Consider the following 19,591-nt stretch of genomic DNA (forward strand, 5'->3'; position numbering starts at 1 on the left):
CGGGGTCGGAGAGCGGGAGGGGCGCGAGGACCCACCGTCCTGGGCGGGGTGGGGCTGGCGGTAGGGTCGGGGAGCATCGTCGGCACGTTTCCCCCAGGAGGCCCCCGGGTGGAGGTTCAGGAGACTCGCGTCCAGACCGACCGAGTCCTCACCATCCCCAACATCCTCAGCATGGCTCGCCTCGTCGGCGTACCGCTCTTCCTGTGGCTGATCCTCCTGCCGGAGTTCGGTGGTCCCAAGGCGGACGGGTGGGCGCTGCTGGTGCTGCTGCTGAGCGGGGTCAGCGACTATCTCGACGGGAAGCTGGCCAGGCGCTGGAACCAGATCAGCAGCCTGGGGCGCATCCTCGACCCGGCCGCCGACCGGCTGTACATCCTCTCCACGCTGGTGGGCCTCACCTGGCGCGAGATCCTGCCACTCTGGCTCACGGCCGCCCTTTTGGCGCGGGAACTCATGCTGCTGGTGATGGTCGGGATCCTCCGCCGGCACGGCTATCCGCCGCCGCAGGTGAACTTCCTCGGGAAGGCGGCCACCTTCAACCTGATGTACGCCTTCCCGTTGCTGCTGCTCAGTGACGGCAGTGGTTGGCTGGCGTCACTCGCTGAAGTTTTCGGGTGGGCGTTCGCCGGATGGGGTACAACTCTCTATTGGTGGGCAGGAATCCTGTATGTGGTCCAGGTCCGCCGGCTAGTCACGGCGGACGCAGCGGCTGACTGAGTCTGTCTGAGCACGGCGTCGTGCGCCCCGAGTCGCGCACACGTCTGTCTGCCGTGAGCGGGGGTTGGTCCCGGACGGACGCGGTCGGCTTGACCGTCGTATCTGCTAGGAGGACGCTTCCGACATGAAGGCCGTCGTTATGGCCGGGGGCGAGGGCACTCGCCTTCGACCCATGACCTCAAGCATGCCCAAGCCGCTTCTGCCGGTGGCCAACCGACCGATCATGGAGCATGTGCTGCGGCTGCTCAAGCGGCACGGTCTCAACGAGACCGTGGTCACGGTGCAGTTCCTCGCCTCGCTCGTCAAGAACTACTTCGGCGACGGCGAAGAACTGGGCATGGAGCTCAGCTATGCCAACGAGGAGAAGCCACTCGGCACCGCGGGAAGCGTCAAGAACGCGGAAGAGGCGCTGAAGGACGACGCCTTCCTCGTCATTTCCGGTGACGCCCTGACCGATTTCGACCTGACCGACCTCATCCGGTTCCACAAGGAAAAGGGTGCGATGGTCACGGTGTGTCTGACCCGGGTGCCCAACCCGCTGGAATTCGGCATCACCATCGTGGACGAAGAGGGCAAGGTCGAGCGCTTCCTGGAGAAGCCGACCTGGGGGCAGGTCTTCTCGGACACCGTGAACACCGGTATCTACGTGATGGAGCCGGAGGTCTTCGACTACGTCGAGGCGGACACCTCGGTGGACTGGTCCGGCGATGTCTTCCCGCAGCTCATGAAGGAAGGCAAGCCGATCTACGGCTATGTCGCCGAGGGCTACTGGGAGGACGTCGGCACCCACGAGAGCTACGTCAAGGCTCAGGCCGACGTGCTGGAGGGCAAGGTCGACGTCGAGCTCGACGGCTTCGAGATCTCGCCGGGGGTGTGGGTCGCGGAGGGTGCCGAGGTGCACCCCGACGCGGTGCTGCGCGGGCCGCTCTACATCGGCGACTACGCCAAGGTGGAGGCCGGCGCCGAGCTGCGCGAGCACACCGTGGTCGGCTCCAACGTGGTCGTGAAGACCGGTGCGTTCCTGCACCGGGCCGTGGTGCACGACAACGTGTACATCGGCCAGCACAGCAATCTGCGCGGCTGTGTCATCGGCAAGAACACCGACATCATGCGGGCCGCCCGGATCGAGGACGGCGCGGTCATCGGCGACGAGTGCCTGATCGGCGAAGAATCGATCGTCCAGGGCAATGTGCGGGTCTACCCGTTCAAGACGGTCGAGGCCGGCGCCTTCGTCAACACCTCGGTCATCTGGGAGTCGCGCGGGCAGGCGCACCTGTTCGGGGCGCGCGGGGTCTCCGGCATCCTGAACGTGGAGATCACGCCGGAGCTGGCGGTACGGCTGGCCGGCGCGTACGCGACCACGCTGAAGAAGGGCGCCACCGTCACCACGGCCCGCGACCACTCGCGAGGCGCGCGTGCGCTGAAGCGTGCGGTGATCTCGGCCCTGCAGGCCAGCGCCATCGACGTACGCGACCTGGAGAACGTGCCGCTGCCGGTGGCCCGCGAGCAGACCGCGCGCGGCAGCGCCGGCGGCATCATGATCCGTACCACCCCCGGTGTGCCGGACTCCGTCGACATCATGTTCTTCGACGAGCGGGGCGCCGACCTGTCGCAGGCCGGGCAGCGCAAGCTGGACCGGGTCTTCGCGCGGCAGGAGTACCGGCGGGCGTTCCCCGGCGAGATCGGCGACCTGTCCTTCCCGTCCAGCGTCTACGACTCCTACACCGGTTCGCTGCTGCGGTCGGTGGACACCTCGGGTGTCGCCGAGGCCGGGCTGAAGATCGTGGTGGACGCGTCGAACGGCAGCGCGGGTCTGGTGCTGCCCAGCCTGCTGGGGCGGTTGGGTGTCGACTCGCTGACCATCAACCCGGGTCTGGACGAGTCGCGTCCCACCGAGTCCGCGGAGTCCCGGCGGGCCGGGCTGGTGCGGCTCGGTGAGATCGTGGCCTCGGCCCGAGCCGCGTTCGGCGTCCGCTTCGACACCGTCGGCGAGCGGTTGTCGCTGGTGGACGAGCGGGGCCGGATCATCGAGGACGACCGGGCGCTGCTGGTGCTGCTCGACCTGGTGGCCGCCGAACGGCGCAGCGGGCGGGTCGCGCTGCCGGTGACCACGACCAGGATCGCGGAGCAGGTGGCCGCGTACCACGGCACCCAGGTGGACTGGACGACCACCTCGCCCGACGACCTGACCCGGGTGGGCCGCGAGGATTCCACGATCTTCGGCGGTGACGGCCGCGGCGGCTTCATCGTGCCGGAGTTCAGCAGCGTCTTCGACGGTACGGCGGCCTTCGTGCGGCTCATCGGCCTGGTGGCCCGTACCCAGCTCACGCTGAGCCAGATCGACGCGCGCATCCCGCGCGCCCATGTGCTCAGGCGGGATCTGGCCACCCCGTGGGCGGTGAAGGGCCTGGTGATGCGCCGGGTCGTGGAGGAGGCCGGCGACCGGCACGTGGACACCACGGACGGTGTGCGCGTGGTGGAGGCCGACGGCCGCTGGGTGATGGTCCTGCCGGACCCGGCCGAGGCGGTCACCCATCTGTGGGCCGAGGGGCCGGACGACGGCTCCGCCGAGGCCCTGCTGGACGAGTGGGCGGCCGTGGTGGAGAGCGCCGGCCGCTGATCCCCGTACCGGTGCGCCGCCCCGGGGTCGAAAGACCCGGGCACGGCGCACCGGTACTCCATTCGGCGGAACCCGTCGCGACGTGCGACGATGTGCGGCATGTCGCAGCAGCCCCCCGTTCGGAGCACCGGCGCACCGCCCCGGCGGCCCGACGCGTCCATGTCGCTGCTGACCAATGTGATGGACCACGCCCTGGACGACGGCTACGCCGAGGCGTCGGCCCGCCGGGCGGCGGAGGACCGCGGGCTGCCGCGTACCCTGCGGGCCAAGCTGGGTCTCGCGGCCGGCCTGGTGCTGGCGGCGCTGGTGGTCACCCTCGGTGCCGCCCAGGCGCGTACCTCGGCCCCGGTGGTGGCCAAGGAGCGCGAGGAGCTCATCGACCGCGTCCAGTCCAAGACCTCGGCCGCCGACGAGCTGGAGAAGCAGGTCGAGGGGTTGCGCACCGAGGTGGGGGAGCGGCAGCGCCAGGCGCTCCAGGACCACGGCGGCGACCAGGCGGACGTGGTCGGACTGCTGTCCGGCGCGACCCCGGTGCGCGGGCCGGGGCTGAAACTCGTCATCGACGACGCCGAGGCGAGTGACAAGGGCGGCGGCGGGCCGCGCGAAAGCGCCTCCTTCACCGACACCGGGCGGGTCCGCGACCGGGACATGCAGCGAGTGGTCAACGGCCTGTGGCAGTCCGGTGCCGAGGCGGTCGCCATCAACGGCCAGCGGCTGACCGCCCTGTCGGCGATCCGTGCCGCGGGCGACGCCATACTGGTCGACAACAGGCCACTGGCACCGCCGTACACGGTGCTGGCGGTGGGGGACGCCAAGCGGCTCCACACCACCTTCCAGGACAGCGCGGACGGCGCGTATCTGGACGTGCTGCGGGAGAACTACGGTGTCCGCAGCAGCATTTCGGAACAGGGCGAGGTACGTCTGCCGGCCGCGCCGAGCCTGATCGTCCGCATCGCGCAGCCGAGGCTCGCCGGCGAGGGCGCGGACGAGGGCCGGGGCGGGACCGAGGCAGCCGGGACCGACACAGCAGGGAAGGGCACATCGTGATCGCCGTACTGGGCCTCGTCGTGGGAGTCGTGGTCGGACTGTTCATCCGGCCCGAAGTGCCGGCGGCGGTCGAGCCCTATCTGCCCATCGCCGTCGTCGCCGCGCTGGACGCGGTCTTCGGCGGGCTGCGGGCGATGCTCGACGGCATCTTCGTGGACAAGGTCTTCGTCGTCTCCTTCCTCTCCAACGTCGTCGTCGCCGCGCTGATCGTCTTCCTCGGTGACGAACTGGGCGTCGGGGCGCAGCTGTCCACCGGTGTGGTGGTCGTCCTCGGCATCCGCATCTTCTCCAACGCCGCCGCGATCCGGCGGCACGTCTTCCGGGCGTGAGGCCGATGAGCAGCAACGACGAGACTCCGACGGGCGGGGCCGCGCCGGACTCCGGACCGGCCGCCGAGGGCCGGCCGGCCGTGCCGCCGCCACCCCCTGCCCCCGGGCAGCAGCCGCCCGGGACCCCCGGCCGGTTCGCGGCCCAGTCCCCGCGGCCCGAGCCGGCGCCGGAGCGGCCGCAGCCGCCGGTACAGCTGCCCGGATCCGTCGGGCAGCCGGGCCCACGGCCGGGGGCCGCCCAGCAGCCCCAGCCTTTCCGGTCTGGGCAGCCCCAGCCCTCGCACCTCCAGCCGTCGCACCCCCAGCAGCCGCAGCCCTCGCCGCCGCTGCCGCCGAACGGGCAGCAGCCTCCCATGTACCGGCTGCCGCAGCCTCCGGCCCCGTCTCCGCCGCAGCCGCCGGGGCCGGTCCATCAGCCGCTGCCGCCGCAGCAGCCGGTGGCCGGGGCGCCGGAAGCGGCGTACCGGCCCTCGGGCCCCGTACCGGACCGGGACCCAGCGTCCGGTCCTCCGCCCACCGCCGAAGCCGCCCCGGAGCCGGAGAAGGCGGAGACGGTGCAGACAGAGCCGGAGGTGACCGGCCGGCAGCGGCTGCTGGCCGGGCTGTGGCCGCCGCGGGTGACGCGGGCGCAACTCGTCGTCGCCCTGCTGCTGTTCGGCCTGGGCCTGGGGCTGGCCATCCAGGTGCGCTCGACCGGCGACGACGAGGCGCTGCGCGGGGCACGCCAGGAGGACCTGGTGCGCATCCTGGACGAGCTGGACGACCGCACCCAGCGGCTGGAGGACGAGAAGGCCCGGCTGGAGGACCAGCGCACGGAGCTGGAGAACAGCTCCGACCAGGCCGAGGAGGCCCGCAAGCAGACGCTGGAGAAGGAGCGCCAGCTCGGCATCCTGGCCGGCACGGTGGCCGCGCAGGGGCCGGGGATAACGCTCACCATCGAGGACGGCGCGGGCGCGGTCGACGCGGACATGCTGCTCGACGCGATCCAGGAGCTGCGCGCGGCCGGCGCCGAGGCCATCGAGGTGAACGGGGTGCGGACGGTGGCCAACAGCTACTTCAGCGGCGACCCCGGTGACATCGAGGTCGACGGGCGGGCGATCAAGGCGCCGTACCGGTTCGAGGTGATCGGGAAGCCGGAGGATCTGGAGCCGGCCCTGAACATCCCGGGCGGTGTGGTGCAGACGCTGGAGAAGGAGCAGGCCACCGCGGTGGTGACCCGGTCGGAGAAGATCGTTGTCGATGCCTTGCGACCGGTGCAGCGGCCTGACTACGCTCGGTCGTCCTCGCAGTGAAGCGGGGGTGTATGGGGGCCGTTGTCCAGGGGCACCAGGTTGCGGGGGGTCGGCGCACCGAGATCGCGGTGCGTGAGGGAAACTGTCCGGAGGATACGGACGTTGTGAGAATGTCCGGGTCGGCAGGTGTGTTCGTCCGAGGTTCGTCCTGCCCCACGGGCGGGTCTGTTTCGTTCAAGGGGAATCGCCCGTGAAGTTGTTTGCGAAGTTGTTCGGCAAGAGCGCACGCGAGGACGGCGGCAACGCCCGGCACCGCGCACCGCGCCATGGCCAGAGTGAGGAGCAGGGCGGCGAGCGCCCCCTGTTCCGTGACGAGGTCGGCCGCCCCGGAGGTGACGTTTCCGGAGGCCAGGGCGCGTCTGTTGACCCTGGCTCGGCAGGCCGCATAGGTTTCGGGGAACCATCGACCTCGGGTACGGGCGGCGGGTTCACCCCCGACCCGTACGCCACCAGCCCGCACCTCGCGGGCCAGCCGCGGCAGGAGGGTTCGGCCATGCCGGTGTGTACGAGGTGCGGTCACCGCAACGCCGAGGCGAGCCGGTTCTGCTCCAACTGCGGTGCCCCGCTGCGCGCGGGTGCGGTGCCCGAGCGGGCGTCCGAGACCACCTCCACGATCTCCATCTCGGGCCTTGAGGCGTACGACTCGGAGGCCACCGGCCAGACGCAGCTGCCGTCGCTCTCCCCGGAGGCCCAGGCCGCCGTGGAGGCGCTGCCGCTGGGTTCGGCGCTGCTGGTGGTGCGCCGGGGGCCCAACTCGGGCAGCCGCTTCCTGCTGGACGGCGACCTGACCACGGCCGGGCGCCACCCGCAGAGCGACATCTTCCTGGACGACGTGACCGTGTCGCGGCGGCATGTGGAGTTCCGGCGCTCGCCGGACGGCAGCTTCACGGTCTCCGACGTCGGCAGCCTCAACGGGACGTATGTCAACCGGGAGCCGATCGACTCGGTGCCGCTGACCAACGGCGACGAGGTGCAGATCGGCAAGTACCGGATGGTCTTCTTCGCGAGCCAGCAGCGGGGCGTGTGACCCGGCCGGGCAGGCCGATGCCGCGCGGCGCCGGGGACGGCGCCGCGCGTGCGGCCGAGCGCCTGGTGAGCATCGGCACGGTGCTCACCAGGCTCCGTGAGGAGTTCCCCGAGGTCACCATCTCCAAGATCCGCTTCCTGGAGGCGGAGGGGCTGGTGGAGCCGCGGCGCACCGCGTCCGGGTACCGCAAGTTCAGCCCCGAGGACGTGGAGCGGCTGCTGCGCATCCTGCGCATGCAGCGTGACCACTATCTGCCGCTGAAGGTGATCCGGGAGCATCTGGACGCCGTCGAGCGCGGCGGGGAGTCCGCCGCCGCCCAGCCGGTGCCCGCGCCGCGCCGCCGGGCCGGCGAGGAGGGGCCGTGGGAGCACACGGCCACCGAACCGCCCGAACCCCCGCCGCCGGTCCGGATCGGCCGTCCGGAGCTGCTGGCGGCCGCCGGGGTGGGCGAGGGGGAGCTGGTCGAGTGGGAGTCCTACGGGCTGCTCCAGCCCGGCCCGGACGGCGGCTACGACCCCGAGGCGGTGACGGTGGCCAAGCTGGTCGCCGAGCTGGGGCGGTTCGGTCTGGAGCCGCGCCATCTGCGGGCCGTGAAGGCGGCCGCCGACCGGGAGGCGGGCCTGGTCGAGCAGGTCGTGGCGCCGCTGCGCCGGCACCGCAACCCGCAGACCAGGGCCCATGCCGAGGCCACCGCGCAGGAGCTGGCCGGGCTGTCGGTACGACTGCACGCGGCGCTCGTCCGGATGGCCCTGGGCACTCGTCCGCAGTAGGCGCCGGGGCCCCTGGGGGCCGTGGAACAGGGCGCCCGGCACCGCTCCGGAGCCGATCTTGGAGGGGCCCGACTATCCAAACCGGTCCGGCACGTCCTAGGGTTGCCATGTGAACGAGCTCGATGTCGTCGGTGTCCGGGTGGAAATGCCGTCCAACCAGCCGATCGTGCTCCTGCGTGAAGTGGGAGGCGACCGGTACCTCCCGATCTGGATCGGTGCGGGAGAGGCGACGGCGATCGCCTTCGCCCAGCAGGGCATGGCCCCTGCCAGGCCGCTCACGCATGACCTTTTCAAGGACGTCCTGGAGGCGGTGGGCCAGGAGCTCACCGAGGTGCGCATCACGGACCTGCGGGAGGGTGTCTTCTACGCGGAGCTGGTGTTCGCCAGCGGTGTGGAGGTGAGCGCCCGGCCGTCCGACGCCATAGCGCTGGCCCTGCGGACCGGGACCCCGATCTACGGGAGCGACGGCGTCCTCGACGACGCGGGCATCGCCATCCCGGACGAGCAGGAGGACGAGGTGGAGAAGTTCCGCGAGTTCCTCGACCAGATCTCGCCCGAGGACTTCGGCACCAGCAGCCAGTGAGCCCCGCCGCCTCGGATTCCGGGGCGGCGACCGTGCCGGAACAGCGCACACGCTGATGAAACGCGCATCCTTGCCCGGTTCCGGGTCACGCCAAACCACTCTCGGGGTGATTATCACTCGGCGTGGCGAGCGCGGCGATCGTTGACGCACCCCCGGTGACTCCCTACCGTCGAGTGGCAGGTCAAGGACGGAGGGTCGTTGTGATGATCAGCGGCGACGGTGCGACGGGGAGTGCCCCCGGACGAGGTCCGGTGGAGCAGCGGCCGTATCCGCTTCACGGGCAGACGGCCGACCGTGCGCCGGGAGGTGCGGCGCTCTCCCGCGGCGGCCCGGACCACCCTTGCGCCCCGGCCCCCGAGCCCGCCGACGAGGCGGTCGGCTACCGCGGGCCCACCGCCTGCGCGGCCGCCGGGATCACCTACCGCCAGCTCGACTACTGGGCCCGCACCGGTCTGGTGGAGCCCAGCGTCCGGGCCGGCCGGGGAGCGGGCGCCCAGCGCCTCTACAGCTTCCGCGACGTCGTGCTGCTCAAGATCGTCAAGCGCTTCCTGGACACCGGGGTCGCCCTGCAGAACATCCGCACCACCCTGGTGCACCTGCGGGCCCGCGGCGGCGACCTGGAGCACATGACGCTGATGAGCGACGGGGCCACGGTCTACGAGTGCTCCTCGCCCGGCGAGGTGGTGGCGCTGCTCCAGGGCGGCCAGGGCGTCTTCGGGATCGCCGTCGACGTGGTCTGGCGGGACGTCGAGGCGGCGCTGTCGCAGCTGCACGGCGAGCGGGTGGACACCGGCGAGACCCTGGTGCGCCACCACCCGGCCGACGAGCTGGCGCGGCGCAGGCGCGACCGGGCGGTCTGAGACGGCGGCCGCGCCACTCGTACGGGTGTGCGGGGCGATTGTCAGTGGGATGCGGCAGCATCAGTGGTGTGAGAGCCGCGCCCACCATCCTGCATCTGGACATGGATGCCTTCTACGCCGCCGTCGAGCAGGCGGCGAAGCCCAGTCTGCGTGGAAAGCCCGTGGTGGTCGGCGGACTCGGCCCGCGCGGGGTGGTGGCGACGGCCTCGTACGAGGCGAGGCGCTTCGGGGTGCACTCGGCGATGCCCACCGGGCAGGCCCGCCGACTGGCGCCGAACGCGGCCTATCTGGTCCCTCGGTTCACCGTCTACCGCGCGGTCAGCGACCAGGTGATGGCCCTGCTGCGGGCGCTGTCGCCGCTGGTGGAGCCGCTCAGCCTGGACGAGGCCTTCGTGGACCTGGAGGCCGGCGGCGCGGCGGACGACGCCGCGGGGGCCCGGCGCACCGGGGAGCGGCTGCGGGCGGACATCCACGCGGTCACCGGGCTCACCGGCTCGGTGGGGCTGGCCGGGTCCAAGATGCTCGCCAAGATCGCCTCCGAGGAGGCCAAGCCGGACGGGCTGCTGCTGATCGAGCCGGGCACCGAGCGGGAGCTGCTGGGGCCCAAGCCGGTGCGCATCCTGCCCGGAGTGGGCCCGGCGACCGGTGAGCAGCTGCGCCGGGCCGGGATCACCACGGTGGCCGAGCTGACCGAGGCCGGTGAGGACGAGCTGGTACGCCTGGTGGGCAAGGCGCACGGGGCCTCGCTGTTCCGGATGGCCATGGGGTACGACGACCGCCCGGTGGTCGCCGAGCGGGACGCCAAGTCGGTGTCGGTGGAGGACACCTTCGATGTGGACCTGCACGACCGGGTGCGGGTCCGGGCCGAGGTGGAGCGGCTGGCCGAGCGGTGCGTGCAGCGGCTGCGGGGCGCCGGGCGCTCCGGCCGGACGGTGGTGCTGAAGGTGCGCCGCTACGACTTCTCGACGCTCACCCGCTCCGAGACGCTGCGCGGCCCCACCGACGACCCGGGCGTGGTGCGGGAGGCGGCGGCCCGGCTGCTGGAGCTGGTCGACACCACGGGCGGGGTGCGGCTGCTGGGGGTGGGCGTGACCGGGCTCGCCGACTACACCCAGGAGGACCTGTTCGCCCAGGCCGCCGAAGCCCGGGAGGCGGCGGCGGTGGCGAGGGGAGCGGCGGAGGCGTCGCAGGAGGGCGGCGTGGTGGGCGGTGGGGAGCCCGCCGGGGTGGACCCGGGCGGGGGCGGGGGAGAGGGGGCCGGGGACGGGGAGCGGCCGGGGGAGGGCGCGGACGAGGACGCCGCGTGGGGAGCGGGCGCGGCGGTTATCCCGGCCGGGGCGCGGGACGGCACCGAGGGTGTGGTCCCGGAGCCGGAGGAGGGCACGCGGAGGTGGCTGGCCGGGCAGGACGTGCGGCATGCCGAGCACGGGGCCGGATGGGTGCAGGGCAGCGGGATCGGCCGGGTGACGGTGCGGTTCGAGGCGCCCACCTCGCCGCCCGGGCGGGTGCGCACCTTCCGTACCGACGACCCGCTGCTCAGCCCGTCCGATCCGCTGCCCCTCGTACCGGAGCCGGAAGCGGAGAAGCAGGCGGTCGGCTCCGCTGAACCAGGTCAGTCGTCCTGACCGGCGAGCCGGCCGAAGTCGCGGTCCGGGGGAGGCGGTGCGGCCGGAAGGGCGATGCCGTAGTGGTGGTAGAGCTGCACCTCCTGCTGCGGGGAGAGGTGGCGGCCCACGCCGAAGTCCGGGGCGTCCTTGATCAGCGCCCGGTCGTAGGGCACCCGCAGCTCCTCGCCGACCAGTTCGCTGGGCTCCAGGGGGACGAAGGCGTCCCGGCTGAACAGGCCGGTGCGGACGGCCGCCCACTCCGGTACACCGGTCGCGTCGTCCAGATAGACCTCGTCCACGGTGCCGATCTTGTTTCCGTCGCGGTCGAAGGCCTTGCGGCCGATCAGGCTGCGCGGATCGATGTCGGTCTGCACGGTCCCTCCAACAGGTCGCACCCGCTCCATGGACACTACGTAAGGGCACAACGGTGACGTCGGCCACTTGAGGGATGGTGCCGGGACCCCGCTGGTAGGCTGGCTACGGCTGCTGACCCCGTGCGGGAGAGTCCTCCGAGCAAGACCGTCGGAGGCGCCGAAGGAGCAAATCCTCCCCGGAATCTCTCAGGCCCCCGTACCGCACGGACGAGGTCACTCTGGAAAGCAGGGCAGGCGTCGGACGGCACCTGCCCTCACCGACGGTGAAAGCCGGTCCGCTTCGGCGGCCCGGTGAAGCTCTCAGGTTGAGATGACAGAGGGGGAGGCCGTCCGGGCACCCGCGCCGCGGTGCCCCTCGCAGGTCGTGACGACCAGGAGGCCCCCGCAGATGACCGCCAACCGTACTCCGCTCACCGAGCTTGAGCAGGGCATCCCCTTCGAGCAGCGGCACATCGGGCCCGACGCCGAGGCCCGGGCCAAGATGCTCGCGCAGGTCGGCTACGGGTCGCTCGACGAGCTGACCGCCGCCGCCGTGCCGGACGTCATCAAGAGCACCGAGGCCCTCGGGCTGCCGGACGCCCGCACCGAGGCGGAGGTGCTGGCCGAACTGCGCTCGCTGGCCGACCGCAACCAGGTGCTCGCCCCGATGATCGGGCTCGGCTACCACGGCACCTTCACCCCGCCGGTCATCCTCCGCAACGTCATGGAGAACCCGGCCTGGTACACCGCCTACACCCCGTACCAGCCGGAGATCTCCCAGGGCCGGCTGGAGGCGCTGCTCAACTTCCAGACCATGGTCGCCGAGCTGACCGGGCTGCCCACCTCCGGGGCCTCCCTGCTGGACGAGGGCACCGCGGCCGCCGAGGCGATGGCGCTCTCCCGCCGGGTCGGCAAGGTCAAGCAGGGCGTCTTCCTGATCGACGCGGACGCGCTGCCGCAGACCATCGCGGTCATCGAGACCCGCGCCGAGCCCACCGGCGTCGAGGTGGTCACCGCCGACTTGAGCGAGGGCATCCCGGCCGAGATCGCCGAGCGCGGCGTCTTCGGTGTGCTGCTCCAGTACCCGGGCGCCTCCGGGGCCGTGCGGGACCTCAAGCCGGTCATCGACCAGGCCCACGAGCTGGGCGCGATCGTCACCGTCGCCGCCGACCTGCTCGCCCTCACCCTGCTCACCTCGCCGGGCGAGCTGGGCGCCGACATCGCCGTCGGCACCACCCAGCGCTTCGGCGTCCCGATGGGCTTCGGCGGCCCGCACGCCGGCTACATGGCCGTCCAGGCCAAGCACGCCCGCAGCCTGCCCGGCCGACTGGTCGGCGTCTCCGTGGACGCCGACGGCAACAAGGCCTACCGCCTGGCCCTGCAGACCCGCGAGCAGCACATCCGCCGCGAGAAGGCCACCAGCAACATCTGCACCGCGCAGGTGCTGCTCGCCGTCATGGCCGGGATGTACGCGGTCTACCACGGCCCCGAGGGGCTGAAGACCATAGCGCGGCGCACCCACCGCTACGCCGCGATCCTCGCCGGGGGCCTGCGCGCCGGGGGCGTGGAGCTGCCGCACGGCGCCTTCTTCGACACCGTCACCGCCAAGGTGCCCGGCCGGGCCGCCGAGATCGTCGCCGCCGCCCGCACCGGCGGGGTCAACCTCCGCCTGGTCGACGCCGACCATGTCTCCGCCGCCTGCGACGAGACCACCGGCCGCGCCCAGATCGCCGCCGTGTGGAACGCCTTCGGCGTGTCCGGGGACGTGGCGGCGCTGGACGCCGCCACCGAGGACACCCTGCCCGCCGGGCTGCTGCGCACCGACGCCTACCTCACCCACCCGGTCTTCCGCGCCCACCGCTCCGAGACCGCGATGCTGCGCTATCTGCGCCGGCTCGCCGACCGGGACTACGCGCTGGACCGGGGCATGATCCCGCTGGGCTCCTGCACCATGAAGCTCAACGCCACCACCGAGATGGAGCCGGTGACCTGGACCGAGTTCGGCCAGATGCACCCCTTCGCCCCGGCGGCGCAGGCCCAGGGGTATCTGACGCTCATCCGCGAGCTGGAGGAGCGGCTGGCCGAGGTCACCGGCTACGACAAGGTCTCCATCCAGCCCAACGCGGGCTCCCAGGGCGAGCTGGCCGGTCTGCTCGCGGTCCGCGCGTACCACCGCGCCAACGGCGACACCGCCCGTACCGTCTGCCTGATCCCGTCCTCCGCGCACGGCACCAACGCCGCCAGCGCCGTGATGGCCGGGATGAAGGTGGTCGTGGTGAAGACCGCCGACGACGGTGAGATCGACGTCGAGGACCTGCGGGCCAAGATCGAGCAATACCGCGACGAGCTGTCGGTGCTGATGATCACCTACCCGTCCACCCACGGGGTGTTCGAGGAGCACGTCGCCGACATCTGCGCCCAGGTGCACGACGCCGGCGGCCAGGTGTACGTGGACGGCGCCAACCTCAACGCCCTGGTGGGCCTCGCCAAGCCGGGCCACTTCGGCGGCGACGTCTCCCACCTGAACCTGCACAAGACCTTCTGCATCCCGCACGGCGGCGGCGGCCCCGGGGTCGGCCCGGTCGGCGTGCGCGCCCACCTCGCCCCGTACCTGCCCAACCACCCGCTCCAGCCGGGCGCCGGACCGGAGACCGGCGTCGGCCCGATCTCGGCCGCCCCCTGGGGCTCGGCCGGCATCCTGCCGATCTCCTGGGCGTACGTCCGGCTGATGGGCGGCGAGGGCCTCAAGCGCGCCACCCAGGTCGCGGTGCTGGCCGCCAACTACGTGGCCAAGCGCCTGGAGCCGCACTACCCGGTGCTCTACACCGGCCCCAACGGGCTGGTCGCCCACGAGTGCATCGTGGACCTGCGCCCGCTGTCCAAGGCGACCGGCGTCAGCGTGGACGACATCGCCAAGCGGCTGATCGACTACGGCTTCCACGCCCCGACCATGTCCTTCCCGGTGGCCGGCACCCTGATGATCGAGCCCACCGAGAGCGAGGACCTGGCCGAGCTGGACCGGTTCTGCGCGGCGATGATCGCCATCCGCGCCGAGATCGAGAAGGTCGTCTCCGGCGAGTGGCCGGCCGAGGACAACCCGCTGGGCAACGCCCCGCACACGGCGGCCGCGCTCGGCGGCGACTGGGACCACGCCTACACCCGCGAGCAGGCGGTCTTCCCGGCCGGGGTCTCGGCGGCGGACAAGTACTGGCCGCCGGTGCGCCGGATCGACGGCGCCTTCGGCGACCGCAACCTGGTCTGCTCCTGCCCGCCGCTGGACGAGTACGAGGGCTGATCCGGGCGAGCGCAGATGCCGAGGGCCGGTACGGAAGCTTCCGTACCGGCCCTCGGCCGTGTGTCCTGTCTCCGGTCGCGCCCGTGCGGTGTCAGCGCCGGTCCGGTGTGCGGCGGCTCAGGCGGCCGTCATCACCTGCGCCGTGCCCAGCGGCCGGTGCGGGGCGATGATCTGCCCGTCCGGCAGCAGCTCGCCGGTGTCCTCGAAGACGAGGACCCCGTTGCACAGCAGGCTCCAGCCCTGTTCCGGATGGTGCGCCAGCAGGCGCGCCGCCTCCCGGTCGGCGGAGTCGGCGGTCGGACAGGCTGGCTGGTGCTGGCACATGGATCGGTTCTTTCGCTGCGGTGTCGTATGTGTCCTGCGGCTTGACGCGGAGTCCATCGCCGCCCCCCGTGTGTCGTCGGTCCCTGTGGACGGATCCCGCCCCCAGTGTTGCCCTACGGACCTCGGTCCGCAGGGATTTCGCAGCAGAGCTTCCTCAAGCTCCATGACGTGTCACCCGTGCGGATGGTTCTGCTCTACCGAACCATCACTTGGGACCGTTCCGCCTGACACCGCTGGACTAGTCCGATCGGGTGGGCCCGAGGGGTGGCCCCCCTTCGGCGACTCAGGCGGTGGACTCCAGCAGCGGGGGAGGCGCCAGCCGCAGCGTCATCACCGGCAGCAACTCGGCCACCCGGTACGGCAGATGGGAGGCGATCCCCGGCGGCGCCGGCGCCAGCGGGACCAGCAGGTCGGTGGGGGCCGGGGTGCCCTCCGCCGGGTCGGCCTCGGCGTTGCCGTGCAGCCACAGCGTCAGCATGTACAGCTCCGGGACGGAGAGCAGCCGGGGCTGGTAGCGGCCCGCCATGGTCTCCGCCTGGCGCAGCGCGCGCTCGGTGGAGGCGAGATAGGGCCCCTCGAAGAACCGCGAGACGGACCAGCCGTCGGCGGAGGGCAGCGCGTCGACGGCCGCCACCACCCGGTCGCCGCCGCGGATGTGGAACCGCCACCCGGCCAGCCGGGCGTGCGGCGCCCCGGCCCGGGCCGACCGGGCCGAACCGGCGGCGGTCGGGGCGTCCCGCACGTCCAGCACATGGACGGGGAGCGGGAGTTCGGGGCTCAGCGGTCCCTGGACGGACCGCAGGGCGGGGGTGTGCGCGGAGCGTACGACGGGTGAGCCCAGCGCGGTGAGGACGGAGCGCAGGGCGGGCACGGGGGCAGGGCATACCTGAAGCGGCATGTGGGTCGCCTCTCGGTCAACGGACACGGGCGTGCGGGAGACAGGTGGAGACAGGGTGCTGCGGAGGAGAAGGGCGCGGACGGCACTGTCGGCAGCGGGGTCAGAGGTGGCCGCCGGGCCGGTGGGCCGGGCGCGCGACTCTCTGCCTCGTCTCGCCGAAGTTTATACGACCGGCGTTCGCCGATTGTTTCGGCTAGCTGTCGAGGTGGTTACCGGCAAGGACTCATCCGGTCTTTGTTTCGCGAAGTATCTGTGGATTCTCCACGCGTGCCGCCGGTCCCGTCTGCGCCCCTGCCGGGAACGGGGTCGGCTGGATCGCGACCCTCGTTTCCGGCGGCTCCGGCCGGCCTTTCGCGGCATCATCGGCGCGGTTACTGCCCGCGGCCTCATGCCTGCGGAATGTGCCGCGCGGACGTCCTATCCAGACTACCGGGCGAGTGCCTTCGGTGCGGGCGTTACGGATCAGCCCGTGTGGGCAGTATGGTCCGTGATGCAAGCGGCCGGTGCCGCGAACCCCGCCCATGAGGAAGGACGCTCCGATGGGGGAGAAGGTCGTGGCGGACGGGTTCGACCTGTCCGACCGGCAGAGGTACCGCGCGAAGCTCCAGCAGTGCCTGACGGGCCTCGGGCGGCTCCTCGCCGAGAAGCGGTTCGACAAGCCGCGGAATCTCGTGGGTCTGGAGATCGAGCTCAATCTCGCGGGCGCCGACGGTATGCCGCGGATGATGAATGGCGAGGTGCTGGAGCGAATCGCGAGCCGCGATTTCCAGACCGAGCTGGGAATGTTCAACCTCGAAGTGAACATCCAGCCGCACCGGCTCGGCGGCCGGGTGCTGGAACAGCTCGCCGAGGAGCTGCGCACCGGGCTGGCATATGCGCACCGCAAAGCCCGCGAGGTCGATGCCGGAATCGTGATGATCGGCATTCTGCCGACACTCGCCGAGAAGGACCTGGTGTCGGCGAACCTCTCCGACGTCGACCGCTACGTACTGCTCAACGACCAGATCACGGCGGCCCGGGGCGAGAGCTTCGCCCTGGACATCGACGGGGTGGAGCGGCTCACCTCCACCGCCAACTCCATCGTGCCGGAGGCCGCGTGCACCTCGGTGCAGCTGCACCTCCAGGTGACGCCCGACCGCTTCGCCGACGTGTGGAACGCCGCGCAGGCCCTGGCGGCCGTACAGATCGCGGTCGGGGCCAACTCCCCGTTCCTCTTCGGCCGGGAGCTGTGGCGCGAGTCGCGTCCGCCGCTGTTCACCCAGGCCACCGACACCCGCCCGCCGGAGCTCCAGGCGCAGGGCGTACGGCCGCGCACCTGGTTCGGCGAGCGGTGGATCTCCTCCGCGTACGAGCTGTTCGAGGAGAACGTCCGCTACTACCCGGCGCTGCTGCCGATCTGCGACGACGAGGAACCGCTGAGCGTGCTGGACGCCGGCGGGGTGCCGCAGCTCCAGGAGCTGGTGCTGCACAACGGCACCGTCTACCGCTGGAACCGGCCGGTGTACGAGGTCGTCGACGGCGTGCCGCATCTGCGGGTGGAGAACCGGGTGCTGCCGGCCGGGCCGACCGTGGAGGACGTGGTGGCCAACGCCGCGTTCTACTACGGGCTGATCCGGGCGCTCGCCGACGACGCCCGCCCGGTGTGGCGGCGGCTCGCCTTCGAGGACGCGGCCCGCAACTTCGACACCGCCTGCCGGCACGGCATCGATGCCGAACTGACCTGGCCCCGGCCCGGTCGCGCGGGCGGGGTGACCACCGTCCCGGCGGTGAAGCTGGTCCGCGACGAGCTGCTGCCGCTCGCCGCCGCCGGGCTGGACGCCTGGGGCGTCGAGAAGGCCGACCGCGACCGCTACCTCGGCATCATCGAGCAGCGGTGCCGGCGCGGGGTGAACGGCGCCTCCTGGCAGGTGGACACCTTCCACCAGGCCCTGGAGGAGGGCCTGGAGCGGGACGCGGCGCTGGCCGCCACCACCCGCCAGTACTGCCGGCTGATGCGGCAGGGCGAGCCCGTGCACACCTGGCCGGTCGGCATCGGCGACGACTGACCCCTGCGGAGCGGGACCGGCCGGGCGTCGGGCAAGCTGTCGGCTACGGCAGGCGGCATCCGACCGGAGGCAGGTGTACGGGCACGTGGCAGCAACCCTTCCCGCGGAGGGCGTCTCACAGCGGACCCTGAGGTCCGAGACCTGGATCGTGCTGGCCCTCTCCCTGGGGGCGAGCGCGGTCTCGGCGCTCATCAGCTTCATCGGCTCGCTGACCAGGCCGGGGGGTTTGAAGGACCAGGCGGCCACCCTCAACGGCTCCTACGCGCCCGGGCGGCCCTGGCTGGACCTCGCCTGGCAGCTGTTCGGCATCGCCACCGCGCTGGTGCCGGTGGTGCTGGTGGCCCATCTGCTCACCCGGGAGGGCGCGCCGGGGCTGCGGGCCATCGGCTTCGACCGCCGCCGCCCCTGGCCGGACCTGGGGCGGGGCGCGCTGGTGGCGGCCGGCATCGGCAGCGCGGGCCTCGCCTTCTATCTGGTGGTCCGGGGGGTCGGGGCCAATCTGACGGTGGTGCCCGAGTCGCTGCCCGAGGTGTGGTGGAAGTACCCGGTGCTGGTGCTGTCGGCGATCCAGAACTCCGTGGTGGAGGAGGTCATCGTCGTCGGCTATCTGCTGCGCAGGCTGGACGGGCTGGGCTGGTCGCCGATGGCCGCGCTGGCCGCCAGCTCGGTGCTGCGCGGCTCGTACCACCTCTACCAGGGCGTCGGCGGCTTCGTCGGCAACCTGGTGATGGGGGTGGTCTTCGTCTGGCTGTACCGCAGGTGGGGGCGGGTGGGGCCGCTGGTGGCGGCCCACGCGCTTCTCGACATCGTGGCCTTCGTCGGTTACGGACTGCTGGCGGGACGGGTGGACTGGCTGCCGACGGCCTGATGCTCAGGGCCCGGTGAGCAGTTCGCCGTCGATGACGGTCACCGCGCGGCCGGTGAGGACGGTGCGCTCGCCGCGCAGCAGGGTGCGGACCAGGCCGGTACGGGACCCGCCCTGGAAGCCGGTGAGTTCGGCGCGGCCCAGGCGCGCCGACCAGAACGGCGCCAGCGCGGTGTGGGCGCTGCCGGTCACCGGGTCCTCGTCGATGCCCAGCGCGGGGAAGAAGCAGCGGGAGACGAAGTCATAGCCCCGCCCCGGGTCCTCGGCGGCGGCCGTGGCGATGATGCCCCGGTCGGACAGCGCCGCCAGCCGGGGGTGGTCGGGCGCCAGTCCCCGTACCGTCCGCTCGTCCGCCAGCTCCACCAGCAGGTCGCCGATATGGGCGGCCGTGTCCTGGACGGAGACCACCTCGGCGCCCAGGGCCTCGGCGAGGCCGCCGGGGGCGGGGACGGGGGTCAGCGACGAGGTGGGGAAGTCCATCGCCAGGGTGCCGTCCGCCTCCGCGGTCGCGGTCAGCACCCCGCTGCGGGTGGCGAACCGGACGGTTCCGGTGGCCCGGCCGCTGGTGTGCAGCACATGGGCGGTGGCGAGGGTGGCATGCCCGCACAGGTCGACCTCGGCGACCGGGGTGAACCAGCGCAGCGCCCAGTCGGCCTCGCCCCCGGGCGGGAGCGGACGGGCGAACGCGGTCTCGGAGAGGTTCACCTCGGCGGCCACCCGCTGGAGCCAGTGGTCCTCCGGGAAGCCGGCCGGGGAGGTGTCTTCGGGGCCGCCGGGGAGAAGGACCACGCCGGCCGGATTGCCGGCGAAGGGGCGGTCGGTGAAGGCGTCGACGATTCGGATGCGCATGCGCTGACGGTAGGGCGATGCAGGGCGGGGCCGCCAAGGCCAATGGGCGGCGACTGGACCGGTGCGCGGACGGCGGGGCCGGGGGCCGCGGGGCGGGCCGGTGAGGGGCG

The 19,591-nt window shown here is 72.4% G+C and carries 17 protein-coding genes and 1 riboswitch; of the genes, 13 read left to right on the plus strand and 4 right to left on the minus strand.

The window, feature by feature from the left end:
* Positions 1 to 108: 108 nt before the first annotated feature.
* The 10 genes from clsA to M1O15_RS13880 all read left to right on the plus strand — a co-directional run bounded on the left by clsA (position 109) and on the right by M1O15_RS13880 (position 10,870).
* A complete protein-coding gene (clsA, locus tag M1O15_RS13835; protein ID WP_248634107.1) occupies positions 109 to 717 on the plus strand; it encodes a cardiolipin synthase ClsA in 609 nt (202 codons plus the stop codon).
* A gap of 124 nt (positions 718 to 841) precedes the next feature.
* A complete protein-coding gene (locus M1O15_RS13840) occupies positions 842 to 3,337 on the plus strand; it encodes a mannose-1-phosphate guanyltransferase (protein WP_248634108.1) in 2,496 nt (831 codons plus the stop codon).
* Positions 3,338 to 3,436: 99 nt separating this feature from the next.
* Positions 3,437 to 4,384 (plus strand): DUF881 domain-containing protein, encoded by a 948-nt coding sequence (locus M1O15_RS13845; protein ID WP_248634109.1) that lies wholly within the window; start codon positions 3,437 to 3,439, stop codon positions 4,382 to 4,384.
* Positions 4,381 to 4,713: a small basic family protein gene (locus M1O15_RS13850; protein ID WP_105867961.1), complete on the plus strand. Its 333-nt coding sequence runs from the start codon at positions 4,381 to 4,383 to the stop codon at positions 4,711 to 4,713. The genes M1O15_RS13845 and M1O15_RS13850 overlap by 4 nt, the downstream gene beginning before the upstream one ends.
* Before the next feature lie 353 nt (positions 4,714 to 5,066).
* Complete coding sequence (locus M1O15_RS13855) at positions 5,067 to 6,005, plus strand: DUF881 domain-containing protein (protein WP_248634110.1); 939 nt, start codon at positions 5,067 to 5,069, stop codon at positions 6,003 to 6,005.
* Positions 6,006 to 6,087: 82 nt separating this feature from the next.
* Positions 6,088 to 7,032, plus strand: a complete 945-nt coding sequence (locus M1O15_RS13860; protein ID WP_248634263.1) for an FHA domain-containing protein — start codon at positions 6,088 to 6,090, stop codon at positions 7,030 to 7,032.
* Between the two features lie 17 nt (positions 7,033 to 7,049).
* Positions 7,050 to 7,802 carry a transcriptional regulator FtsR gene (gene ftsR / locus M1O15_RS13865; RefSeq protein ID WP_248634111.1) on the plus strand — a complete coding sequence of 251 codons (753 nt, stop codon included), beginning with the start codon at positions 7,050 to 7,052 and terminating at the stop codon, positions 7,800 to 7,802.
* Positions 7,803 to 7,911: 109 nt separating this feature from the next.
* A complete protein-coding gene (locus M1O15_RS13870) occupies positions 7,912 to 8,385 on the plus strand; it encodes a bifunctional nuclease family protein (protein ID WP_248634112.1) in 474 nt (157 codons plus the stop codon).
* 203 nt (positions 8,386 to 8,588) lie between these two features.
* The gene (locus tag M1O15_RS13875; protein WP_248634113.1) at positions 8,589 to 9,245 is read left to right on the plus strand and encodes a MerR family transcriptional regulator; all 657 of its coding nucleotides are present in this window, start codon (positions 8,589 to 8,591) and stop codon (positions 9,243 to 9,245) included.
* 68 nt (positions 9,246 to 9,313) lie between these two features.
* Entirely contained in the window at positions 9,314 to 10,870 is a 1,557-nt protein-coding gene (locus tag M1O15_RS13880) for a DNA polymerase IV (protein ID WP_248634114.1), read from the plus strand.
* Here the strand turns inward: M1O15_RS13880 and M1O15_RS13885 are convergent.
* Complete coding sequence (locus M1O15_RS13885; RefSeq protein WP_248634115.1) at positions 10,858 to 11,256, minus strand: PRC-barrel domain-containing protein; 399 nt, start codon at positions 11,254 to 11,256, stop codon at positions 10,858 to 10,860. The genes M1O15_RS13880 and M1O15_RS13885 overlap by 13 nt on opposite strands.
* A gap of 83 nt (positions 11,257 to 11,339) precedes the next feature.
* A riboswitch (glycine riboswitch) is annotated at positions 11,340 to 11,438 on the plus strand.
* Between the two features lie 176 nt (positions 11,439 to 11,614).
* On the opposite strand from M1O15_RS13885, the gene gcvP reads away from it, so the two are divergent.
* Positions 11,615 to 14,500, plus strand: a complete 2,886-nt coding sequence (gcvP, locus tag M1O15_RS13890; RefSeq protein WP_248634116.1) for an aminomethyl-transferring glycine dehydrogenase — start codon at positions 11,615 to 11,617, stop codon at positions 14,498 to 14,500.
* Positions 14,501 to 14,617: 117 nt separating this feature from the next.
* On the opposite strand, the gene M1O15_RS13895 is transcribed toward gcvP, so the two are convergent.
* Positions 14,618 to 14,824 (minus strand): DUF5999 family protein, encoded by a 207-nt coding sequence (locus tag M1O15_RS13895; RefSeq protein ID WP_282576730.1) that lies wholly within the window; start codon positions 14,822 to 14,824, stop codon positions 14,618 to 14,620.
* A 283-nt stretch (positions 14,825 to 15,107) separates the two neighbouring features.
* Positions 15,108 to 15,722 carry a hypothetical protein gene (locus tag M1O15_RS13900; protein ID WP_248634118.1) on the minus strand — a complete coding sequence of 205 codons (615 nt, stop codon included), beginning with the start codon at positions 15,720 to 15,722 and terminating at the stop codon, positions 15,108 to 15,110.
* 539 nt (positions 15,723 to 16,261) lie between these two features.
* Here M1O15_RS13900 and M1O15_RS13905 point away from each other — a divergent pair.
* Together M1O15_RS13905 and M1O15_RS13910 are read left to right on the plus strand one after the other, a co-directional pair.
* The gene (locus M1O15_RS13905) at positions 16,262 to 17,767 is read left to right on the plus strand and encodes a glutamate-cysteine ligase family protein (RefSeq protein ID WP_248634119.1); all 1,506 of its coding nucleotides are present in this window, start codon (positions 16,262 to 16,264) and stop codon (positions 17,765 to 17,767) included.
* A gap of 85 nt (positions 17,768 to 17,852) precedes the next feature.
* Positions 17,853 to 18,635, plus strand: a complete 783-nt coding sequence (locus M1O15_RS13910; protein WP_248634120.1) for a CPBP family intramembrane glutamic endopeptidase — start codon at positions 17,853 to 17,855, stop codon at positions 18,633 to 18,635.
* A 3-nt stretch (positions 18,636 to 18,638) separates the two neighbouring features.
* On the opposite strand, the gene M1O15_RS13915 is transcribed toward M1O15_RS13910, so the two are convergent.
* Positions 18,639 to 19,481, minus strand: a complete 843-nt coding sequence (locus tag M1O15_RS13915; protein ID WP_248634121.1) for a PhzF family phenazine biosynthesis protein — start codon at positions 19,479 to 19,481, stop codon at positions 18,639 to 18,641.
* Positions 19,482 to 19,591: the final 110 nt, after the last annotated feature.

The sequence above is a fragment of the Streptomyces lichenis genome, assembly GCF_023218175.1.
Taxonomy (GTDB): Bacteria; Actinomycetota; Actinomycetes; order Streptomycetales; family Streptomycetaceae; genus Streptomyces; species Streptomyces lichenis.

Coding starts and splice junctions, on each gene's coding strand:
- M1O15_RS13840 (WP_248634108.1), top strand. CDS start 842: ATGAAGGCCGTCGTTATGGCCGGGGGCGAGGGCACTCGCCTTCGACCC.
- M1O15_RS13845 (WP_248634109.1), top strand. CDS start 3,437: ATGTCGCAGCAGCCCCCCGTTCGGAGCACCGGCGCACCGCCCCGGCGG.
- M1O15_RS13855 (WP_248634110.1), top strand. CDS start 5,067: ATGTACCGGCTGCCGCAGCCTCCGGCCCCGTCTCCGCCGCAGCCGCCG.
- ftsR (WP_248634111.1), top strand. CDS start 7,050: ATGCCGCGCGGCGCCGGGGACGGCGCCGCGCGTGCGGCCGAGCGCCTG.
- M1O15_RS13875 (WP_248634113.1), top strand. CDS start 8,589: ATGATCAGCGGCGACGGTGCGACGGGGAGTGCCCCCGGACGAGGTCCG.
- M1O15_RS13885 (WP_248634115.1), bottom strand. CDS start 11,256: ATGGAGCGGGTGCGACCTGTTGGAGGGACCGTGCAGACCGACATCGAT.
- gcvP (WP_248634116.1), top strand. CDS start 11,615: ATGACCGCCAACCGTACTCCGCTCACCGAGCTTGAGCAGGGCATCCCC.
- M1O15_RS13895 (WP_282576730.1), bottom strand. CDS start 14,824: ATGTGCCAGCACCAGCCAGCCTGTCCGACCGCCGACTCCGCCGACCGG.
- M1O15_RS13900 (WP_248634118.1), bottom strand. CDS start 15,722: ATGCCGCTTCAGGTATGCCCTGCCCCCGTGCCCGCCCTGCGCTCCGTC.
- M1O15_RS13905 (WP_248634119.1), top strand. CDS start 16,262: ATGGGGGAGAAGGTCGTGGCGGACGGGTTCGACCTGTCCGACCGGCAG.
- M1O15_RS13915 (WP_248634121.1), bottom strand. CDS start 19,481: ATGCGCATCCGAATCGTCGACGCCTTCACCGACCGCCCCTTCGCCGGC.